General features: G+C 66.4%; 15 protein-coding genes. 10 read left to right on the top strand and 5 right to left on the bottom strand.

Going from position 1 to position 17,377, the window contains the following annotated elements; translation table 11 throughout:
• Positions 1-52: 52 nt before the first annotated feature.
• Entirely contained in the window at positions 53-1,612 is a 1,560-nt protein-coding gene (locus ACWMMN_RS30905; RefSeq protein WP_486423598.1) for a carboxylesterase/lipase family protein, read from the top strand.
• A gap of 102 nt (positions 1,613-1,714) precedes the next feature.
• Positions 1,715-3,088 carry an APC family permease gene (locus tag ACWMMN_RS30900; protein ID WP_486423597.1) on the top strand — a complete coding sequence of 458 codons (1,374 nt, stop codon included), beginning with the start codon at positions 1,715-1,717 and terminating at the stop codon, positions 3,086-3,088.
• 99 nt (positions 3,089-3,187) lie between these two features.
• Here the strand turns inward: ACWMMN_RS30900 and ACWMMN_RS30895 are convergent, their stop codons facing one another.
• Together ACWMMN_RS30895 and ACWMMN_RS30890 are read right to left on the bottom strand one after the other, a co-directional pair.
• Complete coding sequence (locus ACWMMN_RS30895) at positions 3,188-4,621, bottom strand: MFS transporter (protein WP_486423596.1); 1,434 nt, start codon at positions 4,619-4,621, stop codon at positions 3,188-3,190.
• Positions 4,622-4,643: 22 nt separating this feature from the next.
• Positions 4,644-5,345: a flavin reductase family protein gene (locus tag ACWMMN_RS30890; protein WP_059237874.1), complete on the bottom strand. Its 702-nt coding sequence runs from the start codon at positions 5,343-5,345 to the stop codon at positions 4,644-4,646.
• A gap of 228 nt (positions 5,346-5,573) precedes the next feature.
• Here ACWMMN_RS30890 and ACWMMN_RS30885 point away from each other — a divergent pair, with 228 nt between their 5' ends.
• A complete protein-coding gene (locus ACWMMN_RS30885; protein ID WP_059237873.1) occupies positions 5,574-5,900 on the top strand; it encodes a thioredoxin family protein in 327 nt (108 codons plus the stop codon).
• 10 nt (positions 5,901-5,910) lie between these two features.
• Positions 5,911-6,330, top strand: a complete 420-nt coding sequence (locus tag ACWMMN_RS30880) for a secondary thiamine-phosphate synthase enzyme YjbQ (RefSeq protein WP_059237872.1) — start codon at positions 5,911-5,913, stop codon at positions 6,328-6,330.
• A gap of 43 nt (positions 6,331-6,373) precedes the next feature.
• On the opposite strand, the gene atsR is transcribed toward ACWMMN_RS30880, so the two are convergent.
• Genes atsR through ACWMMN_RS30865 form a run of 3 tightly spaced genes read right to left on the bottom strand, consistent with a single transcriptional unit; the run spans position 6,374 to position 9,627 of the window.
• On the bottom strand, positions 6,374-8,194 hold the full coding sequence (gene atsR / locus ACWMMN_RS30875; RefSeq protein WP_059237871.1) for a hybrid sensor histidine kinase/response regulator AtsR: 1,821 nt from the start codon (positions 8,192-8,194) through the stop codon (positions 6,374-6,376).
• A 1-nt stretch (position 8,195) separates the two neighbouring features.
• The gene (locus ACWMMN_RS30870; protein ID WP_059237870.1) at positions 8,196-8,699 is read right to left on the bottom strand and encodes a putative pterin-binding protein; all 504 of its coding nucleotides are present in this window, start codon (positions 8,697-8,699) and stop codon (positions 8,196-8,198) included.
• A gap of 55 nt (positions 8,700-8,754) precedes the next feature.
• Positions 8,755-9,627 (bottom strand): response regulator, encoded by an 873-nt coding sequence (locus tag ACWMMN_RS30865; RefSeq protein WP_059237869.1) that lies wholly within the window; start codon positions 9,625-9,627, stop codon positions 8,755-8,757.
• 361 nt (positions 9,628-9,988) lie between these two features.
• Between ACWMMN_RS30865 and ACWMMN_RS30860 the strand changes: the two genes are divergently transcribed.
• The 6 genes from ACWMMN_RS30860 (at position 9,989) to ACWMMN_RS30835 (ending at position 17,342) form a co-directional block, all read left to right on the top strand.
• Complete coding sequence (locus tag ACWMMN_RS30860) at positions 9,989-10,576, top strand: tetratricopeptide repeat protein (protein ID WP_059237868.1); 588 nt, start codon at positions 9,989-9,991, stop codon at positions 10,574-10,576.
• 121 nt (positions 10,577-10,697) lie between these two features.
• Entirely contained in the window at positions 10,698-11,525 is an 828-nt protein-coding gene (locus tag ACWMMN_RS30855; RefSeq protein ID WP_059237867.1) for a hypothetical protein, read from the top strand.
• A 114-nt stretch (positions 11,526-11,639) separates the two neighbouring features.
• Complete coding sequence (locus tag ACWMMN_RS30850) at positions 11,640-12,656, top strand: hypothetical protein (RefSeq protein ID WP_059237866.1); 1,017 nt, start codon at positions 11,640-11,642, stop codon at positions 12,654-12,656.
• A gap of 363 nt (positions 12,657-13,019) precedes the next feature.
• Entirely contained in the window at positions 13,020-16,058 is a 3,039-nt protein-coding gene (locus ACWMMN_RS30845; protein ID WP_486423595.1) for an ATP-binding response regulator, read from the top strand.
• A gap of 127 nt (positions 16,059-16,185) precedes the next feature.
• Complete coding sequence (locus tag ACWMMN_RS30840; RefSeq protein WP_196486641.1) at positions 16,186-16,356, top strand: hypothetical protein; 171 nt, start codon at positions 16,186-16,188, stop codon at positions 16,354-16,356.
• A 317-nt stretch (positions 16,357-16,673) separates the two neighbouring features.
• Positions 16,674-17,342: a response regulator gene (locus ACWMMN_RS30835; RefSeq protein WP_059237863.1), complete on the top strand. Its 669-nt coding sequence runs from the start codon at positions 16,674-16,676 to the stop codon at positions 17,340-17,342.
• The last annotated feature ends 35 nt before the right edge of the window (positions 17,343-17,377 follow it).

Genomic DNA, 17,377 nt, shown 5'->3' with positions numbered 1-17,377 from the left:
ACATAAGACGTGCGCCAATCAAAATCCCATCTGCCCCGGCCTGGATAGAACGATGAACGAGTACACGAGTTTCTCCGCGATCGACGAATGCGCCGAACGTCTCGACTGCGTATTGACGCTTTCGCAAGGGAAGGTCTGCGGCGCCCACATGGGCGACAGCATCCGGTTCGTTGGCATTCCGTATGGAATGCCAACGAATGGCGAGCTGCGTTTCAAGCCGCCTGCGCCCGCACCGGGATGGGACGGCATCCGGGATTGCTGCACTTATGGCGATGCATGCCCGCAGTTCAATGACGACTTGCCGGCCTGGCAGTTCGATGGAGGCCATTCGGCGAACTGCCTGAACCTCAATGTCTGGATGCCGGTCGCGGCCGCGCGTGGCGATCGTCTGCCCGTCATGGTGTGGCTGCATGGCGGCGCGTATCTGTCGGGTTCCGCAAACCTGCCGCTGTACGACGGGCGCATGCTCGCCGAGGAGCAGCAGGTAGTGGTCGTGTCGGTCAACCATCGCCTCAATGCGTTCGGCTACCTGTACCTGTGCGATCAGGATGCCCGCTATTCGCACGCGGCGAACGTGGGACAGCAGGATATCGTGCTGGCGCTCGAGTGGATCGCGGCGAACATCGGCGCATTCGGCGGCGATGCGACCAACGTCACGCTGTTTGGCGAATCAGGCGGTGGCGGGAAGATCTGCGCGCTGACGATGATGCCGTCAGCCGACGGCCTGTATCACAAGGCCATCATTCAGAGCGGCGCGTTTCTCACGATGCTGTCGCGGGAGCAGGCGAACGCCAGGGCCGGTGAATTCCTTTCGATGCTGGGCGCCGATGCGCGATCGCTCGACGGGATGCCGGAGGAGCGGGTGCTCGAAGCCGCGCGACGCCTGTTCGATCGCCATGGCTATACCGCGTTCTGGCCCGTCGACGATGGTGTCGTCATCGATGCGTCGAGAAGCCGGAGCCCGTCGATACCGATGATGATCGGTACGACGCGTCACGAGGCAGCGTACTTTCTGGAACCCGGGTTGCTCGCGCACGATTCGCTCGACTCGACCGGCCATCGCGACGCGCTGGAGAACGGTGTCCGCCCGTTCAGCACCGGCCCGGACGAGGTGACGGCAACCGTGGGAGCCGCATGGCGTACCCATGAAATCGAACCCGACACGATCGGTCGGGATCTGACGGACGCCGTGTTCTGGATGCCCGCGGTGGCGCTGGCGGAGCGCAACAGCCGGCGGGCGGACACATTCATGTACCGGTTCGACTGGGAATTCCCGTGCTGTGGCGGCAGCTACGCCATTCACGGCGCCGAGATCCCTTTCGTATTCGGTACGCTCGACTACGCGCTTCCGGCCTGGGACAGCACGGATTTCCCGGGCAACCGGTATCCGGGCGACACGCGAGGCGACCGGTTCGAACTGGCCGCGCGCATGCGGCGCGCATGGGCCGATTTCGCCCGATACGGAGATCCATCGGCGCGCGGCGCCCCGGTGTGGCCGCTTTACACGACGGAGGCGCGTTCGATACGGATTTTCGACCGCACCTGCCGCATCGACCAGGATCCCGATGCCGAGCGCCGGCGAGCGCTGTTCGCCGGGCACGCGGGCTTGTAATGCACCTCCCCTCATCGACAAGGAACCACCATGGAGACGTCAGCGGCCACCCCTGCATCCGCACCCACGCGGCCTTTGAACTGGATTGCCATCGTATTTTTCGTGCTTGCCACCAACGGGCCGCTCACCAGCCTCATCGGGTGCGTGCCGTATGGCGTTGCGTATGGAAACGGAATCGGGATCGCCGGTTCCTATCTCTGCGTGGGGCTGATCTATCTGTTCTTCGCGGTCGGTTTCACGGCGATGAGCCGCCACGTGAGTCATGCCGGCGCGCTCTATGCCTACGTCGGGCAAGGTCTGGGCCGGCCGGCGGGCGTGGGAGCCGCGTTCATGGCTGTCGCATCCTATTTCGTGATCACGCTCGCGTGCTATGCACTGCTGGGCTTCTATATCAGCTATTTCATCGGCACGCTGACCGGCGTGACCGTGCCGTGGTGGCTCGGCACGCTGGGCGCGGCGGTTGTCGTGCACGTGTTCGCGATCAACAATGTGCAGTTCAATGGCGCGGTGCTGTTCCTGTTGATGATCGTCGAGATCGGGTTGATCGTCGCTTTCAACATCAAGGTGGCTGCCACGGGCGGAGGCGTTGAGCACTTCAGTCTCGCACCGCTGCATCCCGCGAATGTATTCACCGCGAAGTTCGGCACTTCACTCGTGTTCGTCGTGGTGGCCTACATGGGATTCGAGACGACCGTGATCTACGCGAACGACGTTCGGAACCCGAGCCGGTCGATTCCGATCGCCACGTACGTCAGCGTTGCGGTCATCATGGCGATCTACGTGGTGTCGACGGTGCAGATGTCCAATGCGTTCGGTTATGCCGAAGTCGTTGCCCTTGCGGTGAAGTCCCCGGCGGATCTGTGGTTCGCCGTGACTGAGCGGGTACTCGGCAAGCAGATGGTGGTGGTCACCAATGCACTGCTGATCACCAGCATGCTGGCCGCGATCATCAGCTTCAACAACGCGACCGTGCGTTACTGGTATTCGCTCGGCCGCGACGGCATTGCGTTCGAGTGGCTTGCGCGGTTGAGCGTGAAGAAGGGGCTTCCGATCCGCGCTGCGAACATGCAGTCGACGATCATGGTCACGATGATCGTTCTGTTTGCCCTCTATCGTGTCGACCCGGTCATGGTGATCGCACCGTATCTGAGCATTCCGTCCGCGATCGGCATCGTGTGCGTGCAGGCGCTGACCGCGCTCGCGGTCATCCGGTTCTTCGCCGCCCGTCGCGAGCGCGAGACGCGGTTTGTCCGGTGGGCTGTTTTCCCGGCCATCAGCTTTGCGGGATTCGGCTACTTCCTGTACGCGATGATCGGCAACGTCTCGCTGATGGCCGGTACGTCGTCGGTCGTCGTGTCGATGCTGCCGTGGACGACACCGGCGATCGCTGTCATCGGTGCGACCTTCGCGGCGTGGCTGCGGTATGCGCGGCCGACGGTCTATACCCGATTGGGACGCTTCCTGAGCGACAGCTGATCACGCGGAATATTGCGGGAACCGGCGATCTCTTTTTAATTAGGTATACAGATTAATGATGCGTGTCCGGAGATCGCCGGAACGACGGATCTCGAGCACTTATCTGCCCGGTCGTGTCGTACCGGTCGGCACGCTGGCACCGGCCGTGCGCCACGCGAGCGCCGCGCCCGCGAGCTGCAGTGCGCTGCCCGTCAGCATCGCGACCCGCAGCCCGGTCGTACCGCCGCCGCACGCGTCGTACAGCGCGCCCAGCATCGCGACGCCGAACACCGCGCCGATCATCCGCGTCACGTTCATCAGCGATGCGGCCGTGCCCGCGCGCGCGGCATCGACCGCGCCGACGGCCGTCGCGGCCAGCGACCCGACGGCAAGGCCGAGCCCCGTACCCGTCAGTGCGAGCCCCGCCTCGGCCCACAGCAGCATCGGCGCGTGCGGGTCCGTCGAGCCGGCTGCGCCGATGCCGATCGCGGCGAGCCCGAGCCCCATCAGCGCGACCCCGCCGGCACCGGCCGTGCGCCCGCCGACGCGGGCTGCGGCCGCACCTGAGCCGAACGACACGAGCGCGAACGGGATCGACATCGGCAGCAGCGCGAGGCCCGCGCCGGTGGCGTCGAGCACGTGGTGGCTCTGCCACGCGAGTGGCAGCACGAACAACATCCCGTAGCCGCCGAACGTCATCGTGCCGTTGCCGACGAGCATCCCGCGAAACGCGCGGTTCGCGAACAGGCCGAGCGGCACCAGCGCGGCCGTGCCGAGCCGCTGTTCGATCCGCACGAACAGCGCGACGGCGGCAGCCGCAGCCGCGACCAGCAGCACCGCGCGCAGCGGGGCGTGGCGCGCGTCGATCGTCGCGAACACGACGCAGCCGATCGCGATCGCGCCGAGCACCTGCGCGGCCGGATCGAAGCGCCGGCCCTGCGGATCGGCCGATTCCGGCACGACGGCGCTGGCCAGCACGATCGCGGCGACGCTGAACGGAATCACGATGCCGAAGATGCTGCGCCAGCCGAATGCGGGGATCAGCACGCCGCCGAGCGTCGGCCCGACGATCATCGCGATGCCGCCGCACGCGGCCCAGATGCCGAGCGCGCGCGCACGTTCGGCCGGATCGCGCCAGGTCACGCGGACGATCGCGAGCGATGCGGGGATCAGCAGCGCGGCGCCGACCCCGGCAAGCGCGCGGCCCGCGATCAGCACGCCGAGCGTCGGCGCGAGCGCGCACACGACCGATGCGCCGCTCAGTACGGCCGCGCCGAGCACGAATGCGCGCCGCCGGCCGAACAGGTCGCCGATCAGGCCGCCCGTGAGCAGCAGCACCGCATACGCGAGGTTGTACGCGTCGATGACCCATTGCAGCGCACCGACACGCGCGCCGAACGCCGCGCCGATCGGTTCGGTTGCGAGATTGACGATCGCGGTGTCGATCTGCGCGATCAGCACGGCGATGCACAGGGCCGGCAGCACGAGGCGGTGCCGGGCGGGCGCGACGGCATCGGCCGCGCCGGTGGAAGCAGGACGAAGCGTCGGGTTCACGGGCAATCCCCTTGGCGACCCATTACCGTCCGGTACCGCTCAGTACGCCCGCGTCGCGCGAGCGCTCGATGTCGGGGCTGCGATACGCGCGCTCGGGAATCTCCGCGAGCCGCGACGCATGCACCTGCCGCGGCGCCAGCCCGTAGAACTTCTGGAAGCTCATGATCAGCGGCGACCACTTGTCCGGATCGATGCGGTCCGGCTGGCCGTCCATCAGCAGGTCGGGGTGGATGTGCACGCGCTGGATGCGCACTTCGAACACGCGGATATGGCCACGCAGGTCCGGCGCTTCTTCGCCGATTCCGTGTGTGGCCGCGACGACCGCTTCCATGTGCACCGGGCATTCGAGCGCGCGCGGCGGCGCGACCGTTTGCGAAGCGGCCGCGGTGAGCCCGGCCGTGCCGAACTTGTCGGGTTCGAACACGTAGCCTTTTGCGCGCTTGCCGTCGGGCACCGGATAGGTGCCGGTCGTGCGCGCGATCCGGTCGACCGCGTTCGCCTGCGCGGACGACGGCAGGTTCAGCACGCATTCGCCGGTACGCAGCAGGTTGCGGGTGGTCTGCGAGCTGGCGGCGATGCCGATCACGCCGCGCCAGCCGAGCCAGAACGCCGACGAGATCGGCGCGAGATTGGCCGTGCCGTTCTCGTTCAGCGTGCTGACCAGCACGACGGGCGTGCCGAAATAGAGGATGTTCGGTTCGGTGACGCAATGCGGTGCATTCATGGCTGGAGCCCTCGGTGACGGATCAGTCCACATGCTGATCGCGTCGCCGCGGCGCGGCGCTCCGAATCTTGTCGTGTCATTCCGAACGTGTGCGCAGGTGGCGATGACGCCGCAATGGACCGGTCGGCAGCGCGTGCGCTTTTCCGCTACAGTAGGAAATCGCAGGCCGCGCCCGCCGCACCACGCACGCGGGCGCGGCCACGTTCCGCCAACGCACCCGAGGGCCTGATGGACACCGAGCAACGCTACACCGCCAACGCGCCGACACGCGCGGAAGTCGATGCACTGGGCGGCGCCACCGTCATCGAATTCGGCGCGAACTGGTGCGGAATTTGCGCAGGCGCGCAGCCCGCGATCGTCGCGTCGTTCACCGCGCATCCCGCCGTGCGCCACCTGAAGATCGAGGATGGCCCGGGCCGCCCGCTCGGCCGCTCGTTCGGCGTGAAGCTGTGGCCGACGCTCGTATTCCTGCGCGACGGCGTCGAAGTCGCGCGCGTCGTGCGCCCCGCCGACGCGCAACAGATCGAAGCCGACGGCTTCGCCGCGCTGGCCTGAGATCACGGCGATGCAACAGGCCATCACGCACATCGGCGTCGACACGCGCGGCAGCGGCCTCGTCGAATTCACGCCGCAGGTGCGTGCGTTCGTCGACCAGCAGACGATCCGCACCGGCCTCGTCACCGTGTTCTGCCGTCATACGTCGGCCTCGCTGCTGATCCAGGAGAACGCGGATCCGTCGGTGCAGCGCGACATCGAACGCTATTTCGCGACGCTCGCGCCCGAGGACGACACGCGCTACGAGCACGACACCGAAGGGGCCGACGACATGCCGGCGCATCTGCGCACGGCGCTCACGCAGGTGCAGCTGTCGATTCCGGTCGAGCACGGCCGCATGGTGCTCGGCACGTGGCAGGGGATCTATCTGTTCGAGCATCGCCGTGCCGCGCACCGGCGCGACATCGTGCTGCACGTGATCGGGGAGTAGGCGGGCGCGCGGCGCCAGCCTGCCGGGTCGCCGGGCCGCCGGTTCAGGCGAGCAGCTTCTCGACGAGCGCGCCGAGTTCGCGCAGGTGGACGGGCTTCGGCAGGAATGCGTCGAATACCCGCTGGTTCTCGCGCAACGCGGCCGATTCGTACGCGCTGACACCGAGGATGGCCGGATGGCGGCCGTCGTCGTCGGGTTGCGCGACCGCGCGAATGCGCCGCGCGACCTCGAAGCCGCTCAGGTCGGGCAGTTCGAGATCGAGCACGACGATGTCGTAGCGGCCCGTGCCGAAGCGCGCGACGCCTTCCTGCCCGGTGCCGCACAGATCGGCGTCGATGCCGAGCGCCGACAACATCGCGCCGAGCGTTTCGCGCGCGTTGTCGTTGTCGTCGACCACCAGCGCGCGCCGGTCGTGATGCGGGATCGCGAGCGGCAGCGCGGGCCCGTCGCCGGCCGCGTGGCCGGCGGTGTCGACACCCGGCACTTCGGCCGGCAGCGTCACGACGAACTCGCTGCCTTCGCCGACCACGCTGTGCACGTCCACATGCCCGCGCAGCGTCGTCACGATTTCGCGCACGACCGCGAGCCCCATCCCGATCCCGTCGACGTGCAGCCCGACCGCGTCGTTCGCGCGATAGAACGGCTCGAAGATCTTCGACAGGTGCTGCTTCGCGATGCCGGCGCCGGTGTCGCGCACGGCGATCCTCACCTGCTGGCCGGCTGGTGCGTCGGCGAGCGTGATCGATACCCGGATCGAGCCGCCGAGCGTGTACTTGACCGAGTTCTCGATCAGGTTCGACAGCACCTGCCTCAGCAGCTTGCGATCGGAGCGGATCGCGAGGCCGGGCGGTTCGACCAGCTGCGTGACCGCGATCCGCTTCGCGGCGATCTTTTCGCGCAGCGGTTCGAGCACTTCGGCGAGCAGCGGCGCGATGCCGACGGTATCCAGTTCGGCGAGGCGTTTCGTCGAGCGCAGCTTGATGTAGTCGGTGAGGTCCTTGACGAGCGCTTCCAGCGACAGCGCGGAATTCTGCAGCCGCCGGATCGTCTTCAGGTTCGCGTCCGACTGCGGGCGCGCGAGCAGGATCTCGATCGACCCGCAGATCGCCTGCAGCGGCGTGCGCAGCTCGTGGCTCACCATCCCGAGGAACGCATTCTTCGCCTCGATCATCTCGAACGCGCGGTCGGACGCCTTGCGTTCGGCGTCGAGCGCCGCGTCCTGCCGTTCGAGCAGGTCGTCGCGCGTGCGCATCGTGTAGAACAGCAGCAGGAACAGCGCGCACAGGATCACGCCGAGCACGATGCCGAGGATCAGGATCGCACGCTGCTTTTCCTTCAACTGATGAAACGTGAAGTCGCGCTGCGCCATCTCGATCGCGCGGAAGTAGTTCGCGAGGCCGTTGACCTTCGGCCAGTACGCGTCGACCTCGTCGATCACCTTGTGCGCGTTCTTCGGCGAGTCGCGCAGCAGCGGCACGTCGCGCTTCAGGCGCGTCATGAATTCGCCGAGCGCGTCGATCTCGTTGCGCGCGCGCGGGATGCGCAGCCAGTATTCGGACACTTCGGACGGCCGCTGCAGGAAGCCGAACGACACCGACAGGCTGTCGAGCTGCATCTGCACGTGATCGAAATCGTCGTCCTCGTGCGTCGCGTAGAGAATCAGCTGGCGGTCGAACCGCGTGTAGACGTTGCGGTATTGCGCGGCGGTCCAGAACACGCCTTCGCGCGGCCCTTCGAGCACACCCTCGTTGACCGAGGTGGCGAGGAGGTCCCACAGCAGGAACGCCCACGCGGCGAACCCCATGATCCACAGCGAGCCGAGGACCAGGATGATCTTTCTGTTCTTCCACCGCCGCCGCTTCATGTCACTTCACGGTCAGGCCGATGATCTGCCACGCGAACTTAGCTTCGCCGAGCGGCGTCTTCAGCTCGTCGGGATACTCGTCGCGCGGATACATGATCCACAGCGGGCCGTAGTTGTCGTTGCCGAGCACCTTGCCGTTCATCGTCCGCGCGAGGATCACGCCGTACCGGTCGGCATCGGATACGGGAATCGTGAACGTGTACTCGTCGATGCAGCGGAATTCGATCTGCGTGCCGTGCGCGCCGACGGTCTTCAGCACGTCGGACAGGAGCGGGCCGGTGAAGGCCGCCTTCGGCGTCCAGCTCGTCGACGTGACGATCGTGTGCTGCGGCAGCGCCATCAGTTCCTGCTCGGAAAAGATGTAGGTCATCTTCCCCTGCTGGTTGCTCTTGCCGATCTTGCCGTCGACGGTGAACGTAAACGACGAAGCGGCCCATGCGGCGGCGGCCATGCCGAGCAGGCAGGCTGCCAGCACGCTCTTGGTCCAGATGGTTGAAACGCGCATGTCTTTCCCTCGGTATTGTGGTTCGTTTGGCGGGTTGTCGTTCCGGTTCCGGTTCTCAGTTCGCGGCGGCCGCGGCCGGCAGCGCGATCTTCAGTTCGCGCGCCACTTCGGCGAACAGGATCGGCAGGCGCACCGGCTTTTCTTCGCAGCGTGCGTTGTAGTGCGACACGATGTGCGCGATTTCGTCCTCGCTGGCTTCGCCGGTCGAGATCTTGCCGGTCAACAGGAAGATCGGCGCGCCGCTGTTCTCGCTCGAGCGGATGCCGCGCACGAGTTCGGCGGCGGTCTGGTCGCCGAGCATCCAGTCGAGGATGTAACCGTCGAAATCCTCGACTTCCAGCGCCTTGCGGAACGTCGCGCCGTCGAAGTACGGAATCGCGTTCACGCCTTTTTCGATGAAGTATTCACACACCGTTTCGGCGACGTCCTGCGAATCGTCCACCACGGCGATCCGCGCCGCATACACGCTCGGCTGGGCCGAGCGCAGCTCGATCACGTCGACTGGATAGGTGCGGCCCTCGCGCGCGTGCTGGCGCTCGGTGACGATCCATTCGCCCTGCCACTGCATCGCGACGAAATCCGTTTCGATCTGGCTGCTGGCCTTCGCCGAAATCGCGGCGCGGCAGCGGAAGCGCTTCGATTCGATCACGAGCGTCGCATCGATCATCTCGGCGGCGGCCGGCTGCGAGCCCTTGTCGTCGAGCAGGATCGCGGGCGGCACGCCGAAGTGCGTCGCGATGTCCTGCAACTGCGACAGGTTCCACGGGATCAGGCCTTTCATCTTGCGCGTGACGACCGAGAAGCTCAGGCCGAGCACGTTCGCGATCGTCGTGTTGTGACTTCGCGGCGGAATGCCGTTCCGGTTCAGTAGGTCGCGCACCTTGTTGGCGGTCATGAGATCGACATTGGCCTGCTCGGTGGTGGACATCTCGATGGGGTCTCCGGGGGTTGTGGCGAGGAAGAGCATATCAAAGTTGACGCATCATGCAAGTTTTGAGAAAGCGAATGACCTTGACATGCCATTTTTCTCCATTATTATTGCTCACCACGTCACTATTGTTTGTCGCGTCATGTTTGGAGATCGAGCCGGCAGCAGCCGGTACAGCGAAAAGCGGCAGCAGTGAGGCAGTGACGGAACGATTCGAAGAGAGAACCTGAGAGAGCCTTGGGCGCGTGTCGGCGTTGGCGGATGGCATTGTATCCGCTGCGCCGCGCGCAACCGGGTACGAGCTCCTGGGGTGGGACAGCTCGAAGAATTGCGGCGCCAATAAAACTTGAGGAAAGTACCAATGTATCGCCGTTTACTCGCACCGGGGCTGCTGTTGCTATTGGCCGCGTGCGCGCAGGATCCGTCCGTCACCAGCAACACGGTGCGGATCTGCGACGACACAGGTTGTTCCGACCGTCCAAAAGATCAGGTGTCCTATCAAAAAAGGGACGATACGGAAGACCGGGAAGACCCGCGCATCGCCGCACTGAAGCAGACCGCGAAGACCCAGCCGAAGGCGGCCTACGACCTCGGGCTGCGCTATTTCCGCGGCGACGGCGTGCGCCAGGACAGCTACCAGGCGCTCAAGTGGATGCGCGAGGCCGCCGAACGCGGCGACCTCCAGGCGCAGAAGGCGCTCGGCAGTTTCTACCTGTTCGGCCTCGAGGAAATGGGCTCCGACGCGCGCGAAGCGGAGAAGTGGCTGTCGATCGCGGCGGGCCGCGGCGACAAGGAATCGAAAAAGCTGCTCGATCTCGCGCGCAAGGCCAAGAAGGAAGACGAGGAAGACTGGAAATGGCGCACGCAATGGCGTGACGTCTATTACGGCTACTGGTACTCGGGCTATCCGTACTACGGCGTCTGGCAGCAGACGTACTGGTACTACTGACCGGGCCTAAAGCAACGGGGGCAGCAGCGGGGAGACCACCATCGCGCGCCACGCCGGGGGGCTTATCGAAGTTCGCACGAACACATAAGCCGAACAACGACTCTAATCGATCGACAACGACATGAAGACCAACCTTTCCCATCGTCTCACTCAAGGTGCGCTGGTTGCAGCGCTTTGCGCGTCCGTCGCAGGCTGCGGCGGCATGGTGACGCCCGGCGGCCAGAACGCCGGCGTGACGGGCGCGGCGGCGGGCGGCACGAGCGCCGGCGCCGATTCGGGGTTGCAGCGCTGCGCGTCGCCGCTCGGCACGATCGCGGTCGACGACGGCCGCAATGCCGACTGGTGGGGCCCGTTCGGCAGCGCGACCAAGATGACGACGATCGATCCGCTGCTGCGCCTGGCGGTCCAGCAGTCGAACTGCTTCGTGATCACGTCGATCGGCAATCAGAAGAGCGACGCGCGGCTGTCGCGCATCACGCAGCTGCAGCGCAACTCGGGCGAATACCGCGCGGGCTCGAAGCAGCAGAAGGGCCAGCGTGTCGCGGCCGACTACTACATGGAACCGCAGATCGTCATCAACGATTCGCCGATCGGCGGCATCGGCAGCATGATCGGCGGCCTGATCGGCAACAGCGCGGTGGCGGCGGTGGCCGGCCACCTGCAGACGAAGGCGTCGGTCGTGACGCTGACGCTGTTCGACGTGCGTTCGGCCGTGCAGATCGCGGCGTCGGAAGGCAGCTCGACGTCAACCAACTACGGTGCGGCGCTGGGCGGCTTCGGCGGCGGCGTGGGCGGTGCGCTGGCCGGCTTCTCGACGACGCCGGAAGGCAAGGCGACGGTCGTCGCGTTCATCGACGCATACAACAAGATGGTCGTTGCACTGCGCAGCTACAAGGCGCAGGACGTCAAGGGCGGCCTCGGCCGTGGTGGCCAGCTTCAGGTCAACTGACGTCCCCGGCCGGCGGAGCGCCGCTGGCCGATTCCTGATTCATGACTGTCCGTGCGCGCGGCGTGAGCCGTGCGTACTGGCTTCGTCCGTCCTTTTTGCAGTGAGGTGATCCCGATGAAGGCCGTTGCATTGATCGCATTGACCTGTCTGGCGCTGACCGCTTGCGGCGGCGGCGACGACAATTCCTCGCCCGGCGGTGGATCGGGCACGAGCAACAACGGTGGCAGCGGCGGGTCGGGTTCGGGCGGGACGGGAAGTGGTGGCAGCGGCGGTAGCGGCGGGTCGGGCGGCTCGGGCGGCAGCACGCTGACGTGGCGCTACGAGGCGCAGCCCGTCGCGGCCGACAAGGCGAGCTTCCTGACGCTGGTCAACAGCGAAGGCGCGAAGGGCTATCGCTATCTGGGCGACTACTTCTACAACGCGGGCAGCGGCGGTTCGCAATCGATCTTCGTGAACGACGGCACTGCCCAGACCTACACGTACCAGTTGCAGACGGCCGCGGCCGACATGCCGTCCTTCGTCAGCCAGGCGAACGCGCAAGGGGCGAGCGGCTACCGCTATGAAGGGCCGCTCACGTTCGGCGAGCTTTATCGCAAGGACGGCGGCTCGTCGGCTACTTATACGTACACGACGACGGGCCTGCCGGCCGACACGAACGCGTTCCTCACGCAGGCAAACGGCCAGGGCCAGTCGGGCTACTGGTTCCTCGGCCCGATGGCGATCGGGGCCGTGCAGGCGAACGTGTACATGAAGAACAACGCGTCGAACGCGACCTATACGTACGATGCGCTGGTGCCGACGACGACCGTCAGCGACTTCATCGCCCAGGCCAACAGCGAAGGCGCGAAGGGCTATCGCGCGAAGGGCGGGATGCTGTTCGGTTCGACGATCTCGTGGGTCTACGTGAAGGACCAGACGCAGTCGCCGACCTTCACGTACCAGTCGGCCGCGATCCAGTCGACCGGCGCCGCCTTCGTCCAGCAGTCGAACACGTTCGGCGCGCAGGGTTCCGCCTATCTGGGCGATCTCGCGCTCGGTACGACCAGCCCGGTGATGGCGTCGTTCTACTTCAAGCCGACGAACTGCACGGGCTTCCTGTGCACGACGCTCAACCCGCTCACGCAGAACTGAACCGGCCGTCGCTTGCCGGTTGTCCATGTGCCTCGCCGCTTGCGCGGCGCTTCCGCGGGGGGCCGCCGCTTTCGGGCCCACCCCCGCTTTTTTCCTCGTTTCTTCCCCTCGCGGTCACGCGTCGCCTGTTTCGTGCGCGGCCGGGACGCGTCCTGTCACGGTTTTTCCCCGCATCGAATCTAGGTCAAGTTCTAAATATCTAACCAATAGACTCTGACGTGTACGAAACGGTTCATTCGGGGTGGACGCTCGCACACGCGTTTGGCATCGTCGGAATTCATTCCATCCTTTCCATGGTGAGTTCCGGCGAGCGCTTGCGATCCGAATCGGTCGTGTTCGGGGTCGCGGCCGCCGCCGCGCGTCATGCCGCAGAGTTCGCTTCAATCCCTCCGCCGCTACCAGAGCATTTCGGTGTTCGGTGGCGGCATCGTCGTTACGGTCCTGGTCCTGATCGCCTGCGGTCTCGGGATGGTGGCGATCGTCTCGGGCCATGTCGAGGGCGAGCGGCGCAACTACCTGAACGGGCTGGAGCAGACGCTCAACGAGATCCAGGTGAGCGAGGCGTCGTTCCGCAACGGCGTCGCGAATGCGCAGCTGATCTGGCGCGAGGCCGATAGCGCGCCCGAGTCGGCTGTCGCTGCATTCTTCCGCGACGACCAGCGCGTCGCGATCCGGCCGCATCCGTCGCTTGTGCTCGGCGTGCCCGGGCACACCGGCGACCGCGCCGAGGTCGCGCGCTACCTGTCGTTGTCGGTGCTGCTGTCGCGCATCAGCGCGGCGAGCTCGATCAATCGCGGGCGCACGCTGGAGGGTTACCACTACAGCACGCGCACGGGCATGTTCGGGCTGGTGCCGAACCGGAACCGCGACGATCCCGCGCTGGTGTCGCCCGACGCGCGCGCACGCGTGCTCGACGCGCTGCATATCGATTTCGGGCGTACGTATCCGGGTGTCGTCGATGCCCGTCCGCAGGTGCGCTGGCTGGCGCCGTTCGCCGATCCCGTATCGGGGCAGCCGCGCATCCGGATCGCGGCCGAGGCACATGACGACGGCGGCACGTTTGCCGTGCTCGCGACCGAATACCCGCCCGATTACCTGCTGTCGTGGCTGGCCGATTATCGTCCCGAAGGTGCGTTCTACATCACGACGGCCGATGGCCGGCTCGTCGCGATGGATCCCGCCGCGGGCGACGCCGGCCGTGTTGCGCGCCTGCTGGAACTCGCCCCGTGGCGGGGCCGTGCGTCGGCGGGTTCGCCGGTGTTCCGCGACGGTTTCCTGTTGTTCCACGGCACGCTCGAATCGACGGGCTGGACGTTCGCGTATGCGTTGTCGTGGGCCGACGTTGCGGCCGGCGTCGCCCGTTCGGCCGGCACGCTGGTGGCGGCAACGCTGCTCACGCTCGCGGTCATGTGGGGGTTGCTGCTGCGCTTTCACCGGCGCGAATTCGCGCCGCTCTACGCGCGCTCGCAGCGCGTGTTCGACAGCGAGGCGCTGTGCCGCAGCGTGATCGAGATGGCGCCGATCGGGCTCGGGCTGATCGCGCGTGACGACGGACATTTCCTGCTCGCGAGCCCTGCGTTGACGGACATGGTCACGCGGATCGGCGGCGACTATCACGCGCTGTCGAATCAGGTGGCTGCCGCGTGGCAAGCGCATGTCGCGAGCGGCGACGAGGGCGGCGTGCTGCATGATGATCTCGTGCTGGGCGACGATGAAGCCGCGCACCCGCATTTCGAATTCATTGCGTGCGGCGCGCGTTACCAGGGCGCGGACGTGCTGATTGCCGCGGTCGCCGACACCACCGCGAAGCGGCAACTCACGCAGCGACTCGAAGAGGCCGTGCGTGCGGCCGATTCGGCCAATGCAGCGAAATCGTCGTTCCTCGCGGCGACGAGCCACGAGATCCGCACGCCGCTGAACGTGATCCTCGGCAACCTCGAGTTGCTCGAACGCTCGGCGCTCGACGCGGCCCAGCACGGCCGCATTCGCACGCTGCGCTCGTCGGCGACGAACCTGCTCGCGCTCGTCAGCGACATTCTCGATTTCTCGAAGATCGAGGCGGGCGCGATGCAGGTCGAGTCGATCGAATTCGACGTGATCGCAACGGTCGAGCGCGAACTGAACGCGTTCGCGCCGATCGCGAAGGCAAAAGGGCTGCAGCTGTTCTGCGAATTTCGTGCGTGCGTCACGCAGCGGATGCGCGGCGACCCGACGCGGCTCGCGCAGGTGCTCGCCAACCTGTTGAACAACGCGATCAAGTTTACCGACACGGGCCGCGTGAGCGTGCGCGTGGCCGTCGTCGCCAACGGCCGCGGCGCGCCGGAGTTGTCCATCGAGGTCGAGGATACGGGGATCGGCATCGCGGCCGAGCATCGGCACAAGCTGTTCAAGGTGTTCTCGCAGGTCGACACGTCGATCACGCGCCGCTACGGCGGCACGGGGCTCGGGCTCGCGCTGTGCGACCGGCTGGTCACCGCGATGGGCGGCCGCATCTCGGTGGCGAGCGAGGTTGGCGTCGGCAGTTGCTTCGCGGTGCGCCTGCCGCTTGGTGCGACGGTCGTCGCGCTCGGCCGGCCGCGCGCCTGCCGCGTAGGCACGCTGACGCTGATCGCCGCGCAACCCGAGTGGCGCGATTTCGCGTGGCCGCACCTGGATGCGTGGGGATTCGACGTCGTCGTGTACGACAGCCCGTCGAACCTGCCGCGCGACGCCGCGTGGCGCGGGCCGGTCGTGTTGTTCGGCGATGCCGATGCATGGTCGCAGGCGGACCTGGACAGCCTGCGCGGCTGTACGCCGCTGATTCTCGCCACGCGCGACGGGCCGCTCGAACCGTACCGCGCGGGCGCTACCGTACGCGTGTCGAGCTATGCGCTCGGCGGCCTGCGCGCGGTGCTGACGCAGGGCGGGCCGCCAGCCGGCGAAGGCTCGCTCGACGCTTCGTCGTCCGGCGAGCGGCCGGGCGCCGGCCGCGGGCCGCGCGTGCTGGTGGCAAACGACGAAGCCGTCGACGGTTCGATTTTCCGCGAGCAACTGCATGCGCTCGGCTGCATGGTGGCCGAAGTGAGGGCCGGACACGCGGCGCTTGAAGCGTTGATGGGCGGCGGCTGGGACGTGTTGTTGATCGGCGCGGATCTGCCCGACATGCGCGCGTATGAACTGGCCGAGGCCGCGCGCGCCGCCGCCGCCGGTTGCGACGTATTGGTCGTGACGTCGCACCTGACGCCCGAAAGCATGCGCCGTTGCGTGGCGGCAGGCGTGCGGCGCGTCCTGACGAAACCCGTGACGCTCGCACGCTTGCGCGGCGCGCTCGCGCCGGTGTGGCAGCGTGGTGCCGCTTCGGCGCGCGCGGTTTCCGGGCCAACGGGGCCGGCCGATCACGCAACAGCGTGGTGCGACGAATAACGATCGACCGCAGGCGTGCGAGTGCGGGTCAAGAAAAAGAAGGCAGGATGCCGTCGCATGTCGCGCGGCAGATTTCCAATCAACCTTGGAGGGGAAGGTCGTGCGCCATGCGAGGAAGACATTCACAATGCTGCTTGAGTTTGCCGCGCTCCCGGAGAAATCCCGCCGGGAATTTCTGACGTCGATGAACGAGTTTTTGTTGATGTCGCCGGCACAGAAGCGGCGCGCGATCAGCGAATGGAAAAGCAGAGCGGATGGCCACGCGCATGACCTGCCCGTCAATCCGGATGGTCGATAGCCGATCGCGATGGGGCGCGATGGGGCTCGGGTGCCGTCGCGGTATCCAGTAGCGGCGCCGGACCAATTGCGAGGTTCGGCGAATCGTGCGAAGAAGTCGTGCGAATGCGTCATGCGCGCGGTGTGTGGGGGTGCATCGAATGCCTGATCGCCACGGGGATGGTGCCGATGGAGAGGCGAAACGGGATTTATCTTAAAATTGAGTCACCTTTTGTCCGGTGTGCCGATCACGGCCAGCCATCGACGCGATGGCGCTTGCACGCCCCCGCCTGGGCGGGGAACCGGATGCGTGACGGAAAGCCTCGGGGAAACAGGAACATGGACGAATTCTTTGTGCGCGTAATGGTGGCGGACGACCATCCGGCGTCCGCGCTCGGGATGTCGCAAGCGCTGCAGGGAAGCAGCACGATCAAGCTCGTGGGCGCCGTTTCGAATTCGACGGACCTGGTCGCGGCGCTCGACGCGCAACAGAGCGACGTGCTCGTGCTCGATTACGTGATGCCGAGCGGCAAGTACGGCGACGGTCTCGCGCTGCTGTCGTTCCTGCAGCGCCGCTATCCCGCGCTGCATATCGTGTCGATCACGATGATCGACAGTCCGAGCGTGCTGCGCGCGATCGGCAGGCACGGCGTGAATTGCATCCTCAGCAAGTCGGATGCGATCTCGCACCTGATCGGCGCGGTGCACGCCGCGTACGTGGGCGGGAACTACCTGTCGCCATACATCAAGCAGCTTCTGCAGGACGGCGATCTCGCGCCGGTCGCGCGTGCGCTGACGACGCGCGAGATCGAGGTCGTCCGGTTGTTCTGCGCGGGCTATACGGTGGGCGAAATCGCCGCGCAGCTCCATCGCAGCAAGCAGACCATCAGTTCGCAGAAGTCGAGCGCGATGAAGAAGCTCGGGATCGTCCGCGATGCCGATCTGATCCGCTACGCCGACGACGAAAGGCTTCAACCGGTACCGGGCGCGTCGGACGCGAGCGAATAGCGTGGATACGCGGCACGCGTTCATGCGCGGCCATC

The organism is Burkholderia cepacia complex sp. TUM26381, assembly GCF_057439935.1.
Note: the sequence above shows the minus strand (reverse complement) of the source record. Positions and strands in the feature narration are given on the sequence as shown.